The following is a 20930-nucleotide window of genomic DNA, read 5'->3' as shown; positions in this document are numbered from 1 at the left end:
GAGCGCGTACCCTTCTCCGCATGCGTACGCAGCGCCAGGTTGTCGACTACTCGCTTCGGAAGCGAGCGGTGCTGCGTGAGCTCCTGGCCGGCCGGGTCGGCACGTACGACGTCTGCGACGCCTCGCCGTACCTCAAGAACGCAGCTCGGTTCCATGGCGAGCCGACCGACGAGCGCTGCCCGATCTGCCGGAGCGAGAACCTCATCCACGTCCACTACATTTACGGCGACGAACTCAAGCAGTCCGCCGGTCAGGCCCGCACACTGGCGGAGCTGCCGGTGCTGGCGATGACGCTACGTGAGTTCCAGGTCTTTGTGGTGGAGGTGTGCCTCGGCTGTGACTGGAACCATCTTGTCGAGCAGTACCTGCTCGGTCGGGACGGCCTGGCCGAGGGCGGATCGGAGGGCGACGCGGTGGGTGGCGACGTCTCCGGCACGGTACGGCGAAGGCGAGAGGCCCAACGGTGAGTCCAAACCGGTCGCCCGATCCCGGCGTCGCACAGGAGCGCCAGGATGGACGACGGTGATTGGTCTGATAAGCCCGATTAATCGGGCAGCGATGTCGCGCGTTCGGCACACATGTGTCGCAGTCACGCGTGAATCGGCTCACGGCAACCCGGTGGTGGCGCAGTGGTGCCCCACCGCGACCGGCAGGGTGTGAGGAATGAACTCGTACGGCGATCCCAGTTCGCGCGGGCGGGCCCAGATCCCGAATCCGAGCGGAGACCCCGGACGGGGAGCGGACGGCTCGTACCGTCGCCCCGGCGAGGACGCGCGCGGAAACGGCTGGTCGGGCCAGGAGGCCTCGGCCTCGGCCGGACGCGCGTCGGTGGCGTCCCGCGGCACCGGCTCGGGCGGGCGCGCATCCGTCCCGTCGCGTGGCGGCGCCTCCGGTGCGGCGTCCGTCGGTTCCGCTTCGGTCGGCTCGGCATCGGCCGGTGGCCCGGGACGGGCGTCGGTGCCGGTCTCGCCGGCACCGGGCGGTGCGTCCGGACGCGCGGGCGCGGGCCGAGCCTCGGTTCCGGTCTCCCCGGCCGGTCCGGCCGGTCGCGCCTCCGTCGGCGCCGCGGCAGTGGGCGCGGCCTCCGCCGGACGGGCGAGTGTCGGGTCCGCGTCGGTCGGTGGTCGTGCCTCGGTGGCCCGGGCGAGCGTCCCGCCGGGGGCGGGTGGGCCGGGTGGCCCAGGCGGACCGGGTGGACCGCGCCGTGGTCGCGGTGCGGGTGACTCGGCGGGCGCGGCGCGGGCGAAGAAGCGCAAGCGGATGAACTTCATCATCGCCGGGTTCGCGGTGCTCATCATGCTCGCCGGTATCGGCGTCGTCGGCTTCACCTACTACTCCACCAACGTGGTGCTGCCGCAGTCGTTGCCGCTGCCGCTCTCCACGACGGTCTACATGAGCGACGAAACGACGCCGATCGCCAAACTCGGCGAAGAGAACCGGCAGCTCGTGAAGATCGATCAGATCCCGCAGTACGTCAGGGACGCGGTCGCCTCCGCGGAGGACCGCAACTTCTACGAGCACTCCGGTGTCGACTACAAGGGCATCGTCCGGGCCGCCTGGAACAACCTCACCGGCGGCGACAAGCAGGGTGCCTCCACGATCACCCAGCAGTATGCCCGCAATGCGTACGAGAACCTTCAGGACGACACGTACGCCCGCAAGGTGAAGGAGGCGATCTTCGCCTCGAAGCTGAACGACCAGTTCAGCAAAGACCAGATCATGGAGCACTACCTCAACGTCATCTACTTCGGCCGCGGGGCGTACGGCGTCCAGGCGGCGGCACAGACGTACTTCGGCAAGGACATCGACAAGGTCACGCCAGCCGAGGGTGCGGTGCTCGCGGCCCTGATCAAGCAGCCGGAGGCAAGCGCCACGCACAGGGGGTACGACCCGGCGGTCAACCCGACCGATGCCAAGAGCCGTTGGGACTACGTCATCAAGGGCATGGTCGAGAAGGGCTGGCTGAACGCCGCGGGCAAGGAGCCGGCGCCGACCGAATACCCGAAGGTGCTGCCGCCGAAGAAGGGCGGCGCGGGGTTCGGCGTCGACACCCCGCGTGGAAACGTGATCAACTACGTCCGGCAGGAGATGGATGCCATGGGCATCTGCTCCGACTCGGGCGCGGCCGGCAAGCCGAACTGCGTCGACGAGTTGCGGGACGGCGGTTACCGCATCACGACCACGATCAACCCGAAGATGCAGACTGCTGCCGAGAACACCGCGCGGCAGTCGGTGAAGGGCTCGGAACTCTACGGTCAGCCGAAGAACCTGATGGCCGCAGTGGTGTCCATCGAGCCAAAGACCGGCCGGGTGCTCGCCTACTACGGCGGTGACAGCGGCGCCGACTTCGACTACGCCGGCAAGAACATCGACAAGAACGGCGACCTCACCGGTGGACACCCGCCGGGCTCGTCGATGAAGGTCTACACGCTGGCCGCCGCGATCGACGAGGGTATCTCGGTGAAGTCGCACTGGGACGCGACGCCGTTCGTTCCCGAAGGCGAGCCCGAAAAGAACGAGATCGGCAACGCCGGCCGCGGCGACGGCATCTGCCACAAGTGGTGCACCCTCGAGGTCTCCACCGTCCAGTCGTACAACGTGCCGTTCTACTGGGTGGCAGACAAGATCGGCGCGGACAAGGTCGTCAACATGGCCAAGCAGGCCGGCGTGACCACCATGTGGGGCGTCGACCCGCCGCGCGCTTACGACCTGTCGAAGAAGGAGCGGAACCCGTTCGACAACCGGACCGGGTTCGGCAAGTACCCGATCACCGTCCTGGACCACGCCAACGGCATGGCGACGTTCGCCAACGACGGCAAGTACATCAAGGCGCACTTCATCCGCAAGATCCAGAAGCAGGACCGGGACACCGGCAAGTGGGTCAACGTGCCCGGCACCGGCGAGCAGATCAAGCCGCAGCAGCGGATCAAGCCGGAGGTCGCCAAGGAGGTGACCGCGGTGCTCAAGGAGATCCCGGGCAAGAACAGGGCGTCCCTCGACGGCGGCCGCGAAGCCGCCGGTAAGACCGGCACCTGGGAATACGACAGCGACGACAACGCGCACGCGTGGATGGTCGGCTACACACCGCAGGTGGCGACCGCCGTCTGGGTGGGCAGCCGGGACCAGAACAAGCCGCAGATCCGACTCAAGGACGGCACCCACATCGGTGGTTCCAGCCTGCCCGGGCCGATCTGGAAGCGGTTCATGGACGCCGCGCTCAAGGGCAAGGACAAGCTGGACCTGCCGAACATCACCGGCATGGGCGACGACAAGGCCGGCAACGGGGTCGAGCCCGCACCGCCGCCCACCCAGCAGCCGCCGCCGTGCGCCGACCCGTTCGGTGTGCTGTGCCCACCGAACGGTGGCGGCAACCCTGGTGGCGGCAATCCCGGCGGTGGCGGACCGGACGGGCCCGGCGGCGGAGGCCCCGGCGGCGGAGGCCGTGGCGGCGGACTGCTACCGAGCACACCACCCGACCAGTACTGAACGAAATTCGAGCCGCCGGCGGCCGGACCCCTGTCCGGCCGCCGGCGGCGTCAGATTATTCCCTGGTAGTCCTCAGTTCAGGCCCGAACTCCAGAGAGTGCTAGCGGTGCGACCCGAACGTTCGGCTTCGGTCAGCAGGCCAAGACAGTGGCCAGGATCGCCAGTGCACGCGTGGTTTCGCTCAGTGCCCGGCGCAGCGCCTCGGCTGCCTCCCGGTCAAGGTGGATGCTGGCTGGTGGCAGTGCCTCCTGGCTTACGAGAATGCTTCGCTCCAGCTCATTGACTGCGGCGCCCGGTGCGATTCCCAGTTCCAAATCTAGCCGGTGCCGTAGATCCCGGATGGCGGCCAGCGATTCGACCGTTCGCCCCGCCTCGTGCAGGGCCTCAGACAGGCGGCAGTGCAGACCCTCGTGATAGGGATATCTAGCGACCCAGGACTGCAAATCGGAAATGATGGAAACTCCGGCTCCCCTAGCGAATTCGAGAGCCACCAGGCTCTCGATGGCGCGGAGGCGGAACTCCTCCCAATGGGTGGCATCCCCTTGTAAGGCGTCCGAGTGGATGTCCTGGAGCGCATTCCCGCGCCACAATGTGAGCCCTTGGCGGAGTAGAGCGGTCGCGTGCGCCGCATCACCAGACCGGTGGGCGATATCCGCCTCGGCGCAGAGCCGGCGAAACCTCAATCCGTCGACGTGTTCTTCGGCCGATTGCAACTGGTAGCAGTTGCCATGTCGGACGATCTGTTGGCCCGAGGCATTTTGCGACAGCAGGGCGCGGAGTCGGCCCAAGCGGTTTTGGATTTGCTGACGCGCAGTGGCCGGCGGATCGGCGTCCCATACGGTGTCTATTAGACGATCGATGGTGACGTCGTGGTTGACGTCGATTACGAGGCGGGCAAGCAGTTTGCGACCGCGCTCCCCCGAAATATGGAAAGAGGAATTGCCTGATCGCATGGTCAGTGGACCGAGAAATTGAAATTCCACAACTGCCCCCGTGGCTTTCTCCTGGCCGTGGGACGACCGCGCTCAGCATAGCCGTTCCTCCATGTCCGTCAAGGACTGAAGAAGGGGTGAACGGGACAATATGTGCGTTGCTGTGGGTACAAAAGGTCACACGGAGGGAGAGCAGCTGTCTCGGGCAGACGCCTTGACGTGGGGGCATGTGCTCGTTCTCCTCGCGGTGTTGCGGCAGGATGCCTCTTCATGAGCACCCAGTCGACGCCCGGCCTCGGCGATGCCCGCACCAGCGACCACCCGTCCCGCTCCGACGGGTTCGTCCGGGGAGTCTCCGGGCTCATCGGCGGCCCGCTGGGCGACCACGCCGTGGCCCTCGACCGGCCGGCCGGCCGCGAACGTCGGTTCTGGACGGCGGCCCGGATCGTCCTGGCCCTCGTCTGCCTGACGCTGGCGCTGCACTGGGTGCAGAAGTCCCCCTGCCAGGACGGCGCCTGGCAGAACAACGTGCAGTACACGCGGTTCTGCTACACCGACGTGCTCGCCCTCTACTACGCCGAAGGGCTGAACGAGGGCAAGGTGCCCTACCGGGACCACCCTGTCGAGTACCCGGTGCTGACCGGTTATCTCATGGGTGCGCTCGGTCTGCCGGTGCACGCCCTCGGGAACGAGGACCCCGGCATCAACCAGGGCCAGTGGTTCTACAACCTGAACGCGCTGGTGCTCGGCGCGCTCGCCGTGGCCACGGTCGCGGTGATCCTGGCACTGCGCCGCCGACGACCCTGGGACGCCGCGCTCTTCGCACTGTCGCCGGCTCTGCTGCTCACCGCCACGGTGAACTGGGACCTGCTCGCCATCGGGCTGGGCGCGTTCGGCCTGCTGGCCTGGGCGAAGCGGCGGCCCGTGCTGGCCGGCGCGCTGCTCGGGTTGGCCGGCGCGGCCAAACTCTGGCCACTCTTCCTGTTCTGGCCGCTGCTGCTGCTCGCCCTGCGGGCGAAGCGGCTGCGCGCGGCGCTCACCGCCATCGCGGCGGGCGCGGTCGCGCTGGTGGCGGTGAACCTGCCCGCCGCTGTGCCGTACTGGGAGAACTGGGACCGCTTCTTCGAACTGAACAGCACCCGTCCCATCGACTGGGGGACGCTCTGGTACATCGGCCGCTACCTCGACGGCAAGGTCGGCGGCCAGGGCCCGTTCGAGTGGTTGAACGGCAACATCCCGACGCTCAACCTGCTCTCGTACGCCCTGTTCGGGCTGGTCTGCCTCGGGGTGGCCGCCCTGGCCCTGCTGGCACCACGCCGTCCCCGGCTGGCGCAGCTCGCGTTCCTGGTGGTCGCCGCCTTCCTGATCTTCAGCAAGGTGTGGTCCCAGCAGTTCGTGCTCTGGCTGCTGCCGCTCGCCGTGCTCGCCAGGCCGCGCTGGGGGGCCTTCCTCGCGTGGCAGTTGGCCGAGGTCTGCTACTTCGCGGCGTTTTACGGCGAACTGCTCGGCGCCTCCACCGGGCGGCCCGTCTTCCCGGAGGGCGTGTTCGTGCTCGCCGCCAGCCTGCGGCTGGTCACCGTGGTGGTGCTCTGCGGGCTGATCGTGCGCGACATCCTGCGACCGGGGCGCGACGCCGTCCGGGCCACGTACGCCGACGACCCGGACGGCGGGGTGCTCGACGGCGCTCCTGATGCGCCATGGATGGCGAGACGGATATCACGGTTTACTGCCGACCCCACCGCTCGGGTCTGACCGGGGAGTTGCCGGCTTGGGCCGGGCCAAGGTGCCGGGCAGGAGCCGCGACGCTGCACGGTCGCAGGCCAGACGATGCCGTTGTCTTCCCATCGGCGGGTCATCGGTCCTGCCTACGTGGTGGTTTGACGTCTTGCCGTGTGAGCGGCGCGGGATCGTGGTGGCCGGGCGATGGGGAAATGATGAGCCCCATGATTACAGTCGGCCCGATCACTGTGAGTGAGAGGAACTGCTGTGGCTCGGGTTTTCAATTTCAGGCGGACACGGAACTTCCTGGCGGCGACGGTGCTGGCCGCCAGTGCCCTCGTGGCTTCGCCCAATGCGGCGTGGGCGGGCACTGCGGCCGATCCCGACCTCTGCCGCAACGGTGGCGGGTCCGGTTACCTTTCCTGCAATGGAAAGGATCCCAATTCGCTGGGCTGCACCGGAACGACGGTGGCGGACGGGGTGGCGAAGAACGGTGTCTACATCGAGCTGAGGTATTCCTCCGGCTGCCAGGCCTACTGGACCAGGTACACCAATCAGTACGGATCGACGGGCGAGGCACGCATCAAGGGCAACTCGGTGACGTACAAAAAGACCCTGGCCGCGTACGCCGGCGAGACGGGTTGGACGCCAATGGCGGCCGCCAACCAGAACCCGCGTGGCTGCCTCTACTTTTACTACTCGGCACTGGCCCAGTGGATGGAGTATTGCGTTAACTGACAGTTGCAACCTCGCTCCGTCGACGGCATGCCGCTCCATTCGTAGCGGCATGCCGTCGCCGTCGCGTGTGTGTTAGTGGATGGACTGTTGCGCCCTCCCTTGAGAACTGATGAGGCGCTGATGGCCGAACGATGGCGGCCTCGATGAGTGTGTTTTGGTCCCATCCCCTCTCGAGGTAGGAAGGCCATGATCCGAAAATGGGCCACCCTAGCGGCGGCCGCCGTAGTCGTCGTCGCCGCTTCGGCGGCACCCGCGCTCCCCGCAGCCGCCGCCCCGCCCGAGCCCGCATCGCCGCCGAAGGCGGAGCAGGCCAAGGCAACCAACACCATTCGACCCGAACATCGCGACCAGTTGCTCCCGCAGGGGTGGACGCACTCGTCTGACCTTGCCTGGACGACCTCCGGCGACGCCGATGGCTTCCACGTGTTGGCCGCCACCGTCAGCAGTGGGTACACCTGGCACGGAGTGGCCGACCTGACGGTCCCCGGTGTGGAAGCCGATCAGTGGATCGGCAACGCGTGCCTGACCGCGTCCGGTCGCCGGCTCGTGGTTGTGTACGCGCCACGGACCTTCACGAACAGGTCGGACCTGTTCGACCGGGGTGGATTCACCGCCACGGTTGACTTGAAAACTGGCGAGGTCACCCGACTGCCGATCCGCACATCGCTCGCGTACTTCAATCCCAGTTGCGGTGCGGGGGAGAGCGCCGTGCTCACCCAGCTGAATGGTCAGCGTGAGGAGAATCTGAGCGATCAGCCGCGGACTCGACTGACCACGCTCGACGTCGCCACCGGAAAGCTCGGCGGTGCCGAGGTTGTGGAGGCCGAGCTCACGGCACCAGTACTCACCCCAGCTGGCATCGTGGCTGCGGGCGGATCCCGCCTGGTGCAGGTGAAAAAAGGTGGCCGACTCGTCCCGCTCGTCCGCACTGCCGGCACACCGTTTGGTATGACCACCGACCGGAAGGGCAACGTCCTCTTCATCGACCGCCCCGACGGCGGGGCGCGGGTGGGTTACGTGGCGCCTCGGCCGGGTGCGACGGTGCGGACGCTAGCAAAGGGGCCACTCGGCGATCTGTCGGTCGGCGCCGGGGCGAGCCGTCAGCTTTTCATCACCGGGCGGCCGACCGAGCTGCAGGCGCTACCGGACGGGGTCAAACGACTCGACGTGCCGGCGGCGGCGGAACTTTCCTCAGAGGGGCAGCTTGCGCTGACCCGGGTGCAGCGTACCGACCAAGGTGCGATGGCCGAATCGACGGCGCAGGCCACCGAAGTCGGCCGGGTCGCCATCGAAGCCCGAGTCACGGGCACGGGTCGCGACGTCAGCTTCCAGGTGACACCGCGATCAACTACAACAGATCCGTCCGCAGCCCTGCGGCCAGATGCATCATCCGCAGACGGCAAGCGCTCGCTCGACGCCACCGGCTCCGATACGGAACCCGCCGAGGACGAGCGGTGGTGTTCGGTGCCGCGCAACGATCCCCGTAACCAGGTGTTGCAGCCCAAGCCGCGGCAGGTGGAGTGGGCAATCGACCAGGCCATCACTAACTCTCTGTACGTGCAGAGACCCGCCAACTGGAAAAACCTCGGGATGCCGGCGTACACACCACAGGATCTGTTCCCGCCGCACCAACTGCTCGGCGGCGGCCGGGTGCCGGCGCAGGTGATGCTGGGCGTGGTTGCCCAGGAATCGAACATGTGGCAGGCAACGCGTCACGCCCTGCCGGGAGTCACCGGCAATCCGCTGATCGGCAACTTCTACGGGCGCGACATCTACAACGAGAACCCGGACGACGACTGGGACGTGCGCTGGGATGAGGCCGACTGCGGCTACGGTGTCACCCAGCTCACCGACGGGATGCGGCGCAGTGGGCACGCGAAGCCCGGAGAGACGCTGCTGCCGTACGACTCGCAGCGGGCGGTCGCCCTCGACTTCGCCGCCAACGTGGCGGCCGGATTGCGGGTGCTGCAGGACAAGTGGAACCAAACCCGAGCCGCTAATCTGATCATCAACAACGGAGACCCAGCCGGTCTGGAGAATTGGTTCTACGCCTTGTGGGCCTACAACTCGGGCCTGCATCCAGATCTGGGCACGGGCGAGCCATGGGGCCTGGGCTGGGCGAACAACCCGGCCAACCCGCGATACAAGCCGGACCGCAGGCCCTTCCTCGAGGACACCTACGCCGATGCCGCTCACCCACAGGATTGGCCCTACCAGGAGAAGGTGTTGGGCTTTGCTGGGCACCCGCCGAGCCTGCCGGAGGGCCCGGACATCTCCGTGGCGGGCTTTCGAGCAGCCTGGTGGGTTTCGGTCGAGGACCGGGTCAACGTGAAACCGCCGACGTACCTGTTCTGCGACGACTCGAACGACTGCCACCCCGGCGAGCTGCACACGCCGGACGATCCCGACGTGGTGGGCGAGCCCGCAGGGCCTTGCGCGCACAAGAACGCTGCGGGCAAGTACGACCTGGTGTGCTGGTACCACCAGTCGGCAACGTGGAAGGGCCCCAGCCAACTCGGCAACGAGGTCCTGCGGTTCGATCCTGGGTATGCGTACCAGGAAGACGCAAACACCTACCCGCCGAAATGCGATTTGTCCGGCCTGCCCTCCGGCAGCCTGATAGTCGATGACGTCCCTGGCGGGACTCCCCCAATCCGTGCGGGATGCACGAATAACTGGACCAACTCAGGGACCTTTGGGCTGACCTTTGCCAACGACTCGGCAGGCCGGTTTGCGTCCAAGGTCGACTTTCATCAGATCGGTGGCGGATTCGGGGGCCACTTCTGGTTCGCCCATACCTGGGCGCCGGGCGACCTTGGTGGAAAAATGAAGGTAACGGGTACCTGGGCCCTGAATCAGGCAGTCAACGGCTGGGCCCGGGTGATGGTGCACCTGCCGGAGCAGGGCGCGCATACCCGCCAGGCCGCGTACGAGGTCGATCTCGGCACCGGGTTTGCCAGCGGCAAGAAGCGTGTGATCCTGCAACGCGTACAGCGCAGTCAGTGGGTATCCCTCGGGGTCTTCAAGTTCGCCGGTACACCGCGGGTGCGGTTGACCAACGAGGCGTACGACGGAACCGGTGACGAAGACGTGGCGTGGGACGCCATCGCCGTGCAGAAGCTGGCTGCCAAGCCTCGGCATCAAATCGTCGCGCTGGGTGACTCATTCTCCTCCGGTGAGGGTGCCTCCAGCCTGGACGGAGCCGACTACTACCCGGAGACGGACTACAAGGAAGTCGTCAACGACCAGGTGCGCTACCAGGATGTGTGCCATCGGTCGCGGTACGCCTGGTCTCGATTGGCCGTGCTCTCCGACAGCACGTCGAACATCGGCAGCCGCTCGGACGCCTGGGACCCGAGCATGGACTACCAGTTTCTCGCCTGCTCCGGCGCCGAGACGGAGAACCTGCTGCCCGGCTACACCGCGCCAGACGGGCAGCCGCTCCCGACGAACGCCTGGGGACAGTCGGCGGCTTACCACTGGGGTGAACTGCCGCAACTCGACCGCGGATTCCTTGATGAGAACACCACTCTGGTGACCCTGTCGATCGGCGGCAACGACGCGCGCTTCGCCGATGTGCTCCAGTTCTGCATCCTGAACAGCTTTCAGTGCGACACCGACACCTATCCTGGTGACACGGAGCCCCTTGCGGCGACCGTCAAGCAGAACATCGAAGGGCCGGTCAAGCAGTCCATCAAAACGGTGCTGCGGGAAATCCACAAGAAGGCGCCCCACGCACAGATTCTGCTGATGGGTTACCCGAAGCTGTTCGAGCAGACAGGTCTCTTCTGCTTCAGCGAGATCAACGATGGGGAACGGACGTGGCTGAACAGCACCGCTCTGCTGCTGGCCACGGTGATGGGGCAGGCCAGCACGGAGGCCAGCGCCGAGGGCATCCCCACCTACTTCGGTGACCCCACGGTCGCGTTCGCCGGCCACGGAGTATGCGGCGACCCGGAGGCGCTCAACAAGATAGTCCTTACCCTCACGCCGGGTGAGAATGGCCCACTGCCGGACTATCTGCCGGAGAGTTGGAATCGCTGGGGCTTGTCGCAGCAATCCTTTCATCCGAACAAGGACGGCACATCCCGCTACGCATCGGTCATGAACCATGTGGCCGTCGATATGATGGGCATGTGACCCGGGCAGTCACGGTGAGGTCCGCGAGAAGATGCCTTCTTCTCGCGGGCGTCACGCTACTTTGCCTGGCCGGCTGTGGTCTGGATTCGGAGGGGCAGGCGACGGCGGAAGCGACCGAGGCGGTGCGATCTCGCGCCGCTCTCGCCCGGAACACGGCTACCGTCGTGCTCGCCGATCCGGCCTTGACCACGCAGACTGTTGAACAGCGGCTGACTGCCCTGGCGACAGCCGCGAGTGCGGCAGACCGTCACGGTGTCGTCTTCGGCCAGCGCGCAGGCCGTGACGGCCGCCTCGAAGTGGATGTTGCCTACGACGGGGCCGGTCATGGTGGTGGCTTCGTCGCCGCCGAGGTTCACGTCCGGCTCTGCGTCCGGCTGTCGGGGATGGCAGCCAAGGATCCACACGTCGACATGGCCGACATTTCTTGTGGTTCGGCCCTCGACCAGCGACCTGATCGGCCTGACCGGGTCGTCACACTGCACCGGTAAAGCCTCTGCACCTGAGCCGAGACCCAGCCAATGCTCGAGACATCTGCCGGCGGTTGGGGATGATTCAAGAGCGGGTCTGGCCGCCCCACCCCGCCAACCGATCGGACGGTCTTCATAACGAAGTCCACCGCAGGACGCCCTGCTTCCCTGGGTGGCAGCGAAAGCCCGACGCCGATGGGGGTACACGCCTCGCGTACCCCCATCGGTTCATCCGTCAGACGCCGCCCGGCACGAAGGCCGCAGCGTCGATGCTGATCGACTTCTCTGACGGCCCCGAAAGCATCGTGTCCAGCCGGACATATGCGCCGGACCCGAGCTGGAAGTTGCCCAGGAACGCCCAGCTACCGTGGTACGCCTCCTGATCCACCTTCACCATCCGGATCCGGCCGTCACCGGTATTGATCTCGTAGTACGCGTCGTTGACCCGCCCGCCGGTCGGCGGGACGTAGACGTACACGCCGGTGCGCCCGGTCTGACTGGTCGGTGGCCGCCAGGTAGCGATCACCTGGAACCGGTACGACCCGCGAGCCCGGGTGAACCAGTGGTGGCCGCCGAACCCGTTGTCCAGCTGGTGAGTGTCGATCTTCGACGTGTACTCGCCGGGCCAGCCCTCCGCGAACTCCATGATGAAGGACCCGTCGTTGCGCGGGGCGTTGCCGCACCGTGGCATGGCTGTGCCGGAGGAGATGCTGTCCACGATGATCACGTTGGCCGGCAGGCCGACCGGGGTGCACTGCGGCGGGTTGTGCGTGCCGTCAACGGGCTCGGCGTAGTTGTCCGGCACGTCGTACCGGATGCCCTCGAAGCCGCAACTCTCGTCGCAGTCCCCCTTCCACGTGACCGGTGCGTGATACCAGCACTTCAGGTCGTACTGACCCGCACTGTTCTTGTGCAGGCAGGGTCCGGGAGGCTCCTGCTCGAGACCGGGCTCGTTCGGCTGCACACGGGCCAGCGGGTCACAATTGTTCGAGCCGTCGCAGAAGAGACTGGTTTCCGGCTTCTGCTGGGTTCGTCGCAGCCGTGCGTCCAGTGGCTCCCCGATCCAGAACGCGGTACGGAAGCCGACGCCGTCGTCGCCCGTATCGATCGACTGGGCCGCCCAGCCGATGACCTTCTCCTGGTAGGGCCAGTCCTGAGGGTGCGCCGCATCGCTGAAAACGGGGACGTTGTCATCGAGGTCGAACGGGTCCCGTACATCCAGGAACGGGTGCCGCGCCGGATCGTACCGGGGGTTGATCGGGTTGTTGCTCCAGCCGACACCCCACGGCGATCCGTCTCCCTTGGACGGGTAGAAGCCGCTGTTGTAGGCCCAGGCTGCGAAGTACCAGTTCTCGACCTTCGTCGGGTCACCGTTGTTGACGACGAGACCGTTGGAGTAGGTCTGGTTCCACTTGTCCTGGAGGATCTGCAGCGAGGCGGCTATGTTGGCCGCGTAGTCCAGCGCGATGGCCCGCTGGTGAACGGCCGGTCGGGCCACCTCGCCAGGCTTCTCCTTGCCGGCCTTGCGCATGCCGTCGGTCACCTGCCCGACGCCGTAGCCGCAGTCCGCCTCGTCCCAGTGGATCCGCCAGTCGTCGCTGGTGTCCTCGTCGTAGTAGTTGCGCCCGTAGTAGTTGCCGATCAACGGGTTGCCGTACTCGCCAGACTCGGTCTGCGAGGCCTGCCACAGGTTGGACTCCTGCGCCAGGATGCCGAGCATGATCTGTGCCGAGACATGGCCGCCGCCGACCAGCGGGTGTGGCGGGAACAGTCCCTGCGGGGAGTACGACGGCAGCCCGAAGTTCTTGAAGTTCGCGGGCCGGACCTGGGTGAGCGCCCCGAAGATGCCGTAGTCGACCGCCCACTCGATCTGGCGGGGGCGGGGGTGGTATGCCAGCGTCTTCATGTCGTTGCGCGGCACCGCGCACCACGGATCCGGGTCCTCCGGGTCGTACCGCGTCATCAGATCGTCGTCCGCGGCGGCCTTGGCGGCGTCCGCCCGGCTGGTCGTACCCGCCGCGGCCGTGCGCGGGCGGCCCAGCGCCGGGCTGACCTCGGTCGCCCCCGCAGTGGCGGCGTGCGCCGGCGCCACCTGGAAGGAGACCGCCTCACGGGTCTGTGGCACCAGCGCCTTCAACCGGACTGGGGCGCTATCCACCGGCGGGGTACTGCCAGGAAGCGTCTCCTCGGCGGTCATCGTCCGCTCGAAAGCGAGCCGACCGGTGGTGGAGACCTCCGCCGTGGCCGGCACGTCGAGCCGTTGCACGGCCGCGGGCAGGGAGCTGACGCTGGTCGGACGACCGGTCAGAAACACCCGCCCACCGGCGCCGGGTTCGAGCCCGAAGGAGCCGACACCGCCCTCGGCCAGCGTGACCTGTTTGCCGCCGGCCAGCCGACGTGCCCGCATCGAGGTGCCGTCGAGTTCGAGGTAGTTGACGCCACCCGCGCCGTCCGGCCGGATGGCGAACGGCACGTTGCTCCCCTCGCCGAGGTTCGTCGTGCTTCCCTTGCTGTCGACCTTGGTGAGATAGGCGCCGCGCGCACCGATGAAGCCGTTCCCGACGGGTACGGCCGACGTCAGCTGGCCCTTCACCGTGACCTTCGGCCCCAGCTTCGCTTGGACGGCGTCCAGGCGTAGCAGCCGGGTGCCGGGCCGTTCCTCATCGCCCTCCTGCGTCAGCGCCACCGCCTCCCCGGTGCCGCAGCCCGGATTGAAATAGGCGAGGCTGGTGGTAACCGGCAGCTTCCTCACCGCGCCGGTTTCCAGATCGACGACGGCGGTGAAGCCGCCCCGTGCGCTCAGCTCGGCCTTGTTCGTGAAGGTCCGGGGCGCGTACACGACCACGGCACGGCGTCCCGAACCGGTGACGCACGCGTTGCCGATCCAGCGGTCGGTGTCGAACCCGCTCTCGCTGAGGGTGGCGACCGTGCGCCAGGTGTAACCGTCGGCCGCGTCGGCGACCAGGACGTGGAAGCCCTCCGCATCCCCGGCGGTGGTCCACGCCCGGTCCGGCGACGACTGCCAGCCCGTACCGATCACCTTGTCCCGCTCCGTCGCACCGATCGCCCCGACGGCGACCGGCTCCCGGGTCGGCTGTGGCTTCGCCTGCGCTGGTGGGACCCACAACAGCGCGAGGCCGACCGCAACAGCTGCGGCCAACGCCATCGGTCTGCCGGTACGGAGTCCGCTCGTGCTGAACATACTCATCGTTCCTCCCTTCTTCACGGCCGGTCGTTCCTCGAAGTCAGGGGGCTGATATATGGGTAGGCGGCCGAGATCCGATCGGCCCCCACCATGTGGTAGTTGAGCGGGTTCTGGAGGTATCCGTCGTGGTGGTGAACAAGGATGCCCTTGATGATCACGCCGGTCGTGGTACCGGTGGCCGGCATCGTGTAGACGGCAGCGCCCATGTCACCCGGTGCGAACGGAACGCGCCAGCAGTGCTCTTCGTCCTCCTCCTTGAAAAAGTCGAACGCGTTGCAGACGCTGCCGTCCGCGAGCTTGTAGACCCGCCGGTCGGACCACACCGGTCCGTCATGAGGGTGGGTGTAGAGGTTGGTCATGTTGTGGGTCTCGTTGGAGTCGCCCTGTGAGGTCGGGATGAACGCGGTTTCCGAGTCGACCTCATCGCCGATCGTGACGTCGCAGAAAGTCCCTGTCTCGGCCGCGGAAACGCAGACGGTCTGGCCTGTCACCGGTGCCTCCCAGCCGCCGATCTGCCAGCCGGTCTGCGCCCAGGCGTCCCCGCCGTAGAGGTACGGCTCGGCGCCGCCGACGGGAACGGTCAACGAGACGCCGGAGGAGGCATCCACCGTGATGCTGCTGGTTGGCACGTTGACTGGCTCACCGTTCGGTTCGACAAATGCCCGCTGCGGGCCGCCGCAGCCGAGCGCCTGCACCATGAGTTCCTGGCCGCTGCCGTTGACGATGACGGGGAAGCCGGAGGTGCAGTGCCACTTGTCGTCGGCCGGCCTTACCTCAGAGGTCTCGTCGTCCCGGATCTGCCAGCCCTGGTTCCCGCCGGTCGCGTTGGAGTTGATGATGTGCGCCCCGCCCCAGGCCGGGACGGTGTCGTCCTGCCGGCTCGGGTGCGGCCAGTCGCCGAACGCCAGGGTGCCCATCGAGTCTCCGGTAGCCGTCGTGCCGGCGGTCCCCGCGCTAGCCGGTGAGCCCGTCCGGCGGCCCGGCGCCGAACCCTGCGAAGCAGGCTTGACGGACTTCGGCGCAGTCCGGTTCACAGTCACGGGCACCGGGGTATTCGCGAGGGCGGCCGGCGTCTTCGCGCCGGTCACCGTGGCGGTGATGCCGCTGCCGGTCACCGGGTAGCCGATCGAGACGACCGAGCGGTCGCCGGAGGCGCGCAACGTCCGGCCGATCTCGTCGGCCGCCTTGGCCAGCTCCTCTGCGGAGTGCGCGGCGGGCTGTACCACGACCGGCACCTTGGCCGACTCCTGGTCGATCGTCTTCTGGCTGGCCGCCGGCACCGGACCCTTCCAGTAGACGGTCACCGTGCCGTCGCGCAACGCCACCCCGGCGAAGCCGGCCGCCTTGGCCTTCTGCGCAGCCGTGCGAATCCGCAACGCCGCCTTGACCAGTGGCTCCTCACTCGCCATACGTGCCCGCTGGGCGGGCGTGATGCTGTTGTCGCCGGACTCGCGCGGTGCCTGGGCGACCGGCTTGGTCGGTTCCGGCGCAGGCTCTCTTTTCTCCTCGGCGTGCACTGACGCCGGTTGGACAGCCAGGATGGCGGCGGCGAGGCACGCCGCCGTCAGCCATTGTCTTGTTCCTACCCGCTGCTTCAACCTGATCCCCTCTGATCGAGATCGGTTGCGCCGTGACGCGACGTGCGACGGCGCTACCAGTGAGGGGCAGCATCACCGGCGCGCTCACCACGGGATCATGCTCATCGCATCGCCGGCCCATAGCCGCGATTCGCCGAACGCATGACGACGGACCGGGCGGCGCAGAGTTACGCCGCCCGGTCCGTATTGGTCGCTACCGGCTCAGTACCGGCCCGTGTACCAGGTCGTCGGGCCGGCCGAGGCGCGCGCCTCGGCGAGCAGGTTCGCGTCGTTGACCATCTGCGAGTAGTAGGCGCCCTCGAAGCCGTTGTACTCGACGCGGAGCCGGCCGTCGGGGTAGTAGCTCCGGATGTACGGGTAGTAGAAGTCGTTGGGGACCCGGGTCCAGGCCGTGCGGCAGATCGCGCTGTAGCGCAGTTCCAGGTTGATGCCGTTGGTGTTGACCCGCGCGGTGATCGCGTCGGCCGAGCAGGTAGTGATTCGGCCGTTGTAGTAGATGGCGTACACGGATGGGTCCTTGCCGTCGCAGCTCGATCCGCAGCCCGAAGTGGCCGAGACGGTGAACGGGTTCGCGGCGGTGCCGAGGGGAGCGGCGGTTGCCGCCTGCGCCGGGGTGGCGACGGCAAGGGCGGCCAGCGTGGCGAGCCCGGCGAGGATGGTTCGGATTCGCGTTTTCATGGTGGTTCCTCCTGCCTCGCGGGGCCGTCTCGATGTCGGCCCCGTTCGTTGCGGGAAGCTTCACATCACCTGGCACCATGTCCGCACGACCGGATCATCGGATCGTCATCGCCCGCCAGACCCGGTCGGTAGGTTCGTGGGCAGCGCCGTCGGCAGGTTCGTGGGTAGTCCGGTCGGGAGGTTCGTCGGCAGCCCCGTGGGTAGGCCCGTCGGCATGCCTGGCTGCGTCGGTAGGCCGGGCTGGCCGGACGGGGTCGGTTGCGGCTGGGGAGTGGCCGATGACTCCCCGGGCCAGAGCCGATAGACCACCGCGTCGCCCATCTCCTCCCGCGTGATGCCGAGCCCGTCCACGGGACTGTCGACGGACATCTCCCACGGAGTACCGGCGAGCTGGTCGCGCAGCAGCACCACGTTACGTACGCCCAGCGTGCGCAGGTAGTCGACGCTTGTCTGGTCGGGGAACGTCTGGGTCACCCGCCGGACTTCGTCCAGCTGCTGAGGGGTGAAGCCACTGCCCCCGTTCACGATGTCCTGGAAGTGCGTGGTGGACCAGAGCATGACGTGCTGGTCGAGGCTCTGGTTGCTCGGTAGCACGAGCATCGGGCCATCGACCAGGCGCATGGCGGCCGGCTGGGTCGGGGCCACCGGGTGCGGCGTGGTGTTCAGACCCTCGACCGCCACCAGCAGCAACGGCAGCAGGGTGGCCAGCCGCAGCCACGGACCAGGCCAAGACGGGATCCGCTGCCTGGCGAGGTCGTACACCCGCTCGGTGAGAGCCGTGACCGCGCCCGCCGCCAGCAGGCAGAGCAGCAGCGTGGTCCAGAGCATCAGCCGGCCCGGCGTACGCAGCCCGTTCCAGCCGGGCAGGTGCTCGAAGAGCGGCACGTAGGTCCAGGTACCGCCGAAGAAGCGGGTGCCCATGGCGAGCACCATCGTGCCCAGCACACCGGCGAGCAGCAGCAGGCGGTGCCGCAGCTTCCAGACCGAGAACAAGAGGCCGCCCGCGGCCAGGGCGTAGAGCACGAAGCCGGGTAGCAGCGTCATCTCCGGGTGCCAGGGCAGCGCCGCTCGCGCCCCCTCGTGCAGCCCACCCCAGATGCGCGACTCCGCTGGCGCGGTGACGAAGCCGGAGGCGGGCGGCGAGAAGAGGGCGATGTCGCCGATCGACCGTTCGGCGTTCGAGTGCAGCTCGGTCACCTTGAAGTAGGGGATCGCCATCAGCACGCCGACACCGGCGAAGAGCGCCCCGCCGACCAGGTCGGCGACGAACAGCCGGGTGCCGAACGGACGCCGTACCGCCCAGAACCAGGTCCGCCGGACGTACCAGATGACCGCGGTGACGAGCACCGTGGCGCCGAGGAAGTACGCGAACGGCAGCCCGATGCCGAAGCCGAGGCTCAGCTGCCAGGCCGCCACGAGCCAGCCGACGTAGACCCAGCCGTCGTGTCGTCGCTCGGGCCGGTAACCGTGCCGGAGCGACCAGCCGTGCCCCCGGGCCAGCATGGCGAGCGCCAGCGGAATGCCGCCGTTGGAGAGCACGTGCAGGTGGCCGGCCTGGGACAGCAGCCAGGGAGCGTACGCGTAGGCCACCCCGGCCACCGCCGCACCCGTACGCCCCGAGCCGAGCTGCCGCGCCAGCGCGTACGCCCCGAACGTGGCGAGCGCGTGCGCCAGCACGAACATGATGTTGTAGCGGAGGACGGCGGCCTCGGGGCCGGTGCCGATCATGCCCGCCGGGGCATAGCCGAGCAGCGTGTCGGAGAACGCGAAGCTCCACAGCTCCGGGAAGAAACTGTTGGACTGCCACAGCTGGGCCGGGTCGGCCAGCAGGATGTGCCCGGACCAGGCCATCTGCCAGGCCTGCAGGCTCGGATCCCAGGTGTCCTGCGGCATCGTGTAGAGCGGGTAGCGCAGCGTCGGCCACGTCATCAGCACCGCGAGGGCCAGCGCCCCGAGCGTCGCCAGCGTCCACTCGTGGATCAGGAAACGTCCGACTGCGCGCACCACCCGGCGCGGTCGGCTCGGCACCGCCTCAGGAGCGGGCCCGAAGGAGCTCCACGGGTCCTTGGCCTCCTCGGCCGTCTCGCCCGCCTTCTTGTCCGCCTCCGTGGCGGTGGCCTGGTCCGCCGGTCGGTCGCCCGCCTCGCCGCCAACACCGGAGTCGGATTTCGTGCCGGTCTTCCCCTCGGCGCCGGCCTTGCCGGGCGTGCCAGTCCCGTCGGCACTGCCGAGTGCGTCGGCCCGGTCGGCCGTGGCCTTGCCGTTCGCGGCGGTTCCGTGGTCCGCGTCGGCCTCGCCGACGGTTGCCACGCCGTTCCTACCGGCCCCGGGGGCATCGGCGGCCGAGCCGCTGGCGGTGGGCTCGGCGCTGGTGGTGGTGGGCTCGGCCGCGGCAGCCCCCGGCCCACCCGCGGTCGTCGCGGCCGCCCCGTCGGTTCTCCGCGCGGTCCCGTCCCCGTTGTCGGCCGCGCCCGTGCGGCCGTTGCCCGTTCCGGCATCGCCGGCCGGGCGCGGCGCGGCGCCGCTCGTGGGTCGTTGGCTGTCGCCGGGCGGCGCGGGCACGCCACCGGTTTCCGACTGTCCGGTCGTCATGCCGCAGGGCGCTCCGTCCCGAGCTGCTCACGAAGGAAGGCGATGTCCTCGGCCTGGCCGGCCGCACCGCCGGGAGTCTCCACGACCACCGGCGCTCCGGCCGCCCGGATCACCGCCACTAGGAGGTCGGGGTCGATCGTGCCGCCCCCGAGGTTGTCGTGCCGGTCCTGGCCGGAGTCGAAGCTCCCCTTGGAGTTGTTGGCGTGTATCAGGTCGATCCGTCCGGTGATCGCCTTGACCCGGTCGACCAGGCCCAACAGCTCCTCACCGCCGGCGTGCGCGTGGCAGGTGTCCAGGCAGAAGCCCACCTCGTAGTCAGCGACGGCGTCCCAGAGCCGGGCGAGCGCGTCGAGTCGGCGCGCGCAGGCGTTCTCGCCACCGGCCGTGTTCTCGATCAGTACCGGCACCTTGAACCCGCCCGACTCCGCCGCGTACGCGAAGGTCTTGCGCCAGTTGTCGAAGCCGACCGCCAGGTCGTCACCGGAGTTGACGTGCCCACCGTGTACGACGAGCCCCTTCGCGCCGACGTCGGCGGCCGCGGTGGCGTGGGCGAGCAGCAGCTTGCGGCTGGGAATCCGGATCCGGTTGTTGAGGGTCGCCACGTTGATGACGTACGGCGCGTGCACGTAGATGTCGACCTCGGCGCTGCGCAGCCGTTCGGCGTCCTCCCGGGACTTCGGGGCCTTCCATCCCTGCGGGTCGGAGAGGAAGAACTGCACGGCGTCGGCTTCTCGGGTGGACGCCTCCGCGAGCGGGTCGGTCGAATCGACGTGGGCTCCGATACGCATGCAGGCGAGCCTACGTCGAGCGTCCGACGCGGGGAATCACGGCGGGAGCAAGTCGGTGCCTCGCGTCGTCACCCGAGGGTTCCGCGGTCGTTGATGAGGTGGGAAGGAAGGTTGCGATTCCCGCCGCCCTGGCCCGTCGGCTCACCGCCGGTGGAGGCTCGAACCGCGACGGACGACGACCTGCCATCCCTGGTGCGGGGCTCCCTCGTCATGCGGCCCGGCGTGGCGGGGGTTCGCCCCGAGCTGCCCAGACCGGGCGACAAGACGGAAGCATCGGAAATCCGCCGAAAATTGTGCCAATACCCCCAACAAGTGACGAGAGCCGTTGTATCGTCAGGTAACAACACGATAAAGCTCCGCGGGGCGTCTCCGGTCCAACCTCATCGGTGTGGTCGTTCCTCCCCAGGTCCCACCCAAGGAATGCGGACGGGACGCCCCGCGGCCTCGTTGACGGGGCCCGCTGCCAGCCTGGTGCTCGGCGCGGGCCCCGTCGCCGTTCCGCCCGGCGGGACCCGGCCGCCGCCGGGCGACGCCGGTCGGCCGGGCCGGGTGGGGAACATGCGGCTCGACGGCCGTACCACCACCCC

11 protein-coding genes and 1 pseudogene are annotated in these 20930 nt (G+C 68.2%); 5 read left to right on the top strand and 7 right to left on the bottom strand.

Annotated features, from left to right (window positions below; genetic code table 11):
- The first annotated feature begins 20 nt into the window (after positions 1–20).
- Both BXA10_RS06055 and BXA10_RS06050 read left to right on the top strand, forming a co-directional pair.
- A complete protein-coding gene (locus BXA10_RS06055) occupies positions 21–467 on the top strand; it encodes a DUF5318 domain-containing protein (RefSeq protein ID WP_076468456.1) in 447 nt (148 codons plus the stop codon).
- 196 nt (positions 468–663) lie between these two features.
- Positions 664–3453: pseudogene (locus BXA10_RS06050) on the top strand (transglycosylase domain-containing protein); the annotation flags it as partial.
- A 164-nt stretch (positions 3454–3617) separates the two neighbouring features.
- Here BXA10_RS06050 and BXA10_RS06045 read toward each other — a convergent pair.
- Positions 3618–4469, bottom strand: a complete 852-nt coding sequence (locus BXA10_RS06045) for an AfsR/SARP family transcriptional regulator (RefSeq protein WP_139337898.1) — start codon at positions 4467–4469, stop codon at positions 3618–3620.
- A gap of 219 nt (positions 4470–4688) precedes the next feature.
- Here BXA10_RS06045 and BXA10_RS06040 point away from each other — a divergent pair, with 219 nt between their 5' ends.
- The 3 genes from BXA10_RS06040 (at position 4689) to BXA10_RS06030 (ending at position 11015) form a co-directional block, all read left to right on the top strand.
- Positions 4689–6170: a glycosyltransferase family 87 protein gene (locus BXA10_RS06040; protein WP_076468450.1), complete on the top strand. Its 1482-nt coding sequence runs from the start codon at positions 4689–4691 to the stop codon at positions 6168–6170.
- Positions 6171–6404: 234 nt separating this feature from the next.
- Complete coding sequence (locus BXA10_RS06035) at positions 6405–6875, top strand: DUF2690 domain-containing protein (protein WP_076468448.1); 471 nt, start codon at positions 6405–6407, stop codon at positions 6873–6875.
- Positions 6876–7061: 186 nt separating this feature from the next.
- Positions 7062–11015 (top strand): SGNH/GDSL hydrolase family protein, encoded by a 3954-nt coding sequence (locus tag BXA10_RS06030; RefSeq protein ID WP_076468446.1) that lies wholly within the window; start codon positions 7062–7064, stop codon positions 11013–11015.
- 56 nt (positions 11016–11071) lie between these two features.
- Here the strand turns inward: BXA10_RS06030 and BXA10_RS06025 are convergent, their stop codons facing one another.
- The 6 genes from BXA10_RS06025 to BXA10_RS06000 all read right to left on the bottom strand — a co-directional run bounded on the left by BXA10_RS06025 (position 11072) and on the right by BXA10_RS06000 (position 20343).
- The gene (locus BXA10_RS06025; protein WP_139337897.1) at positions 11072–11497 is read right to left on the bottom strand and encodes a hypothetical protein; all 426 of its coding nucleotides are present in this window, start codon (positions 11495–11497) and stop codon (positions 11072–11074) included.
- A gap of 220 nt (positions 11498–11717) precedes the next feature.
- Positions 11718–14690: a golvesin C-terminal-like domain-containing protein gene (locus BXA10_RS06020; protein ID WP_139337896.1), complete on the bottom strand. Its 2973-nt coding sequence runs from the start codon at positions 14688–14690 to the stop codon at positions 11718–11720.
- A 14-nt stretch (positions 14691–14704) separates the two neighbouring features.
- On the bottom strand, positions 14705–16096 hold the full coding sequence (locus BXA10_RS06015; RefSeq protein ID WP_076468440.1) for a chymotrypsin family serine protease: 1392 nt from the start codon (positions 16094–16096) through the stop codon (positions 14705–14707).
- Positions 16097–16486: 390 nt separating this feature from the next.
- Complete coding sequence (locus BXA10_RS06010) at positions 16487–16963, bottom strand: DUF2690 domain-containing protein (RefSeq protein WP_076468439.1); 477 nt, start codon at positions 16961–16963, stop codon at positions 16487–16489.
- 105 nt (positions 16964–17068) lie between these two features.
- Positions 17069–19555 (bottom strand): PT domain-containing protein, encoded by a 2487-nt coding sequence (locus BXA10_RS06005; protein ID WP_245828147.1) that lies wholly within the window; start codon positions 19553–19555, stop codon positions 17069–17071.
- Positions 19552–20343: a deoxyribonuclease IV gene (locus tag BXA10_RS06000; RefSeq protein WP_076468437.1), complete on the bottom strand. Its 792-nt coding sequence runs from the start codon at positions 20341–20343 to the stop codon at positions 19552–19554. The genes BXA10_RS06005 and BXA10_RS06000 overlap by 4 nt, the downstream gene beginning before the upstream one ends.
- Between the last annotated feature and the right edge of the window lie 587 nt (positions 20344–20930).

Source organism: Micromonospora avicenniae (assembly GCF_900156065.1).
Taxonomy (GTDB): Bacteria; Actinomycetota; Actinomycetes; order Mycobacteriales; family Micromonosporaceae; genus Micromonospora; species Micromonospora avicenniae.
This window is presented reverse-complemented; position numbering and strand designations above follow the sequence as displayed.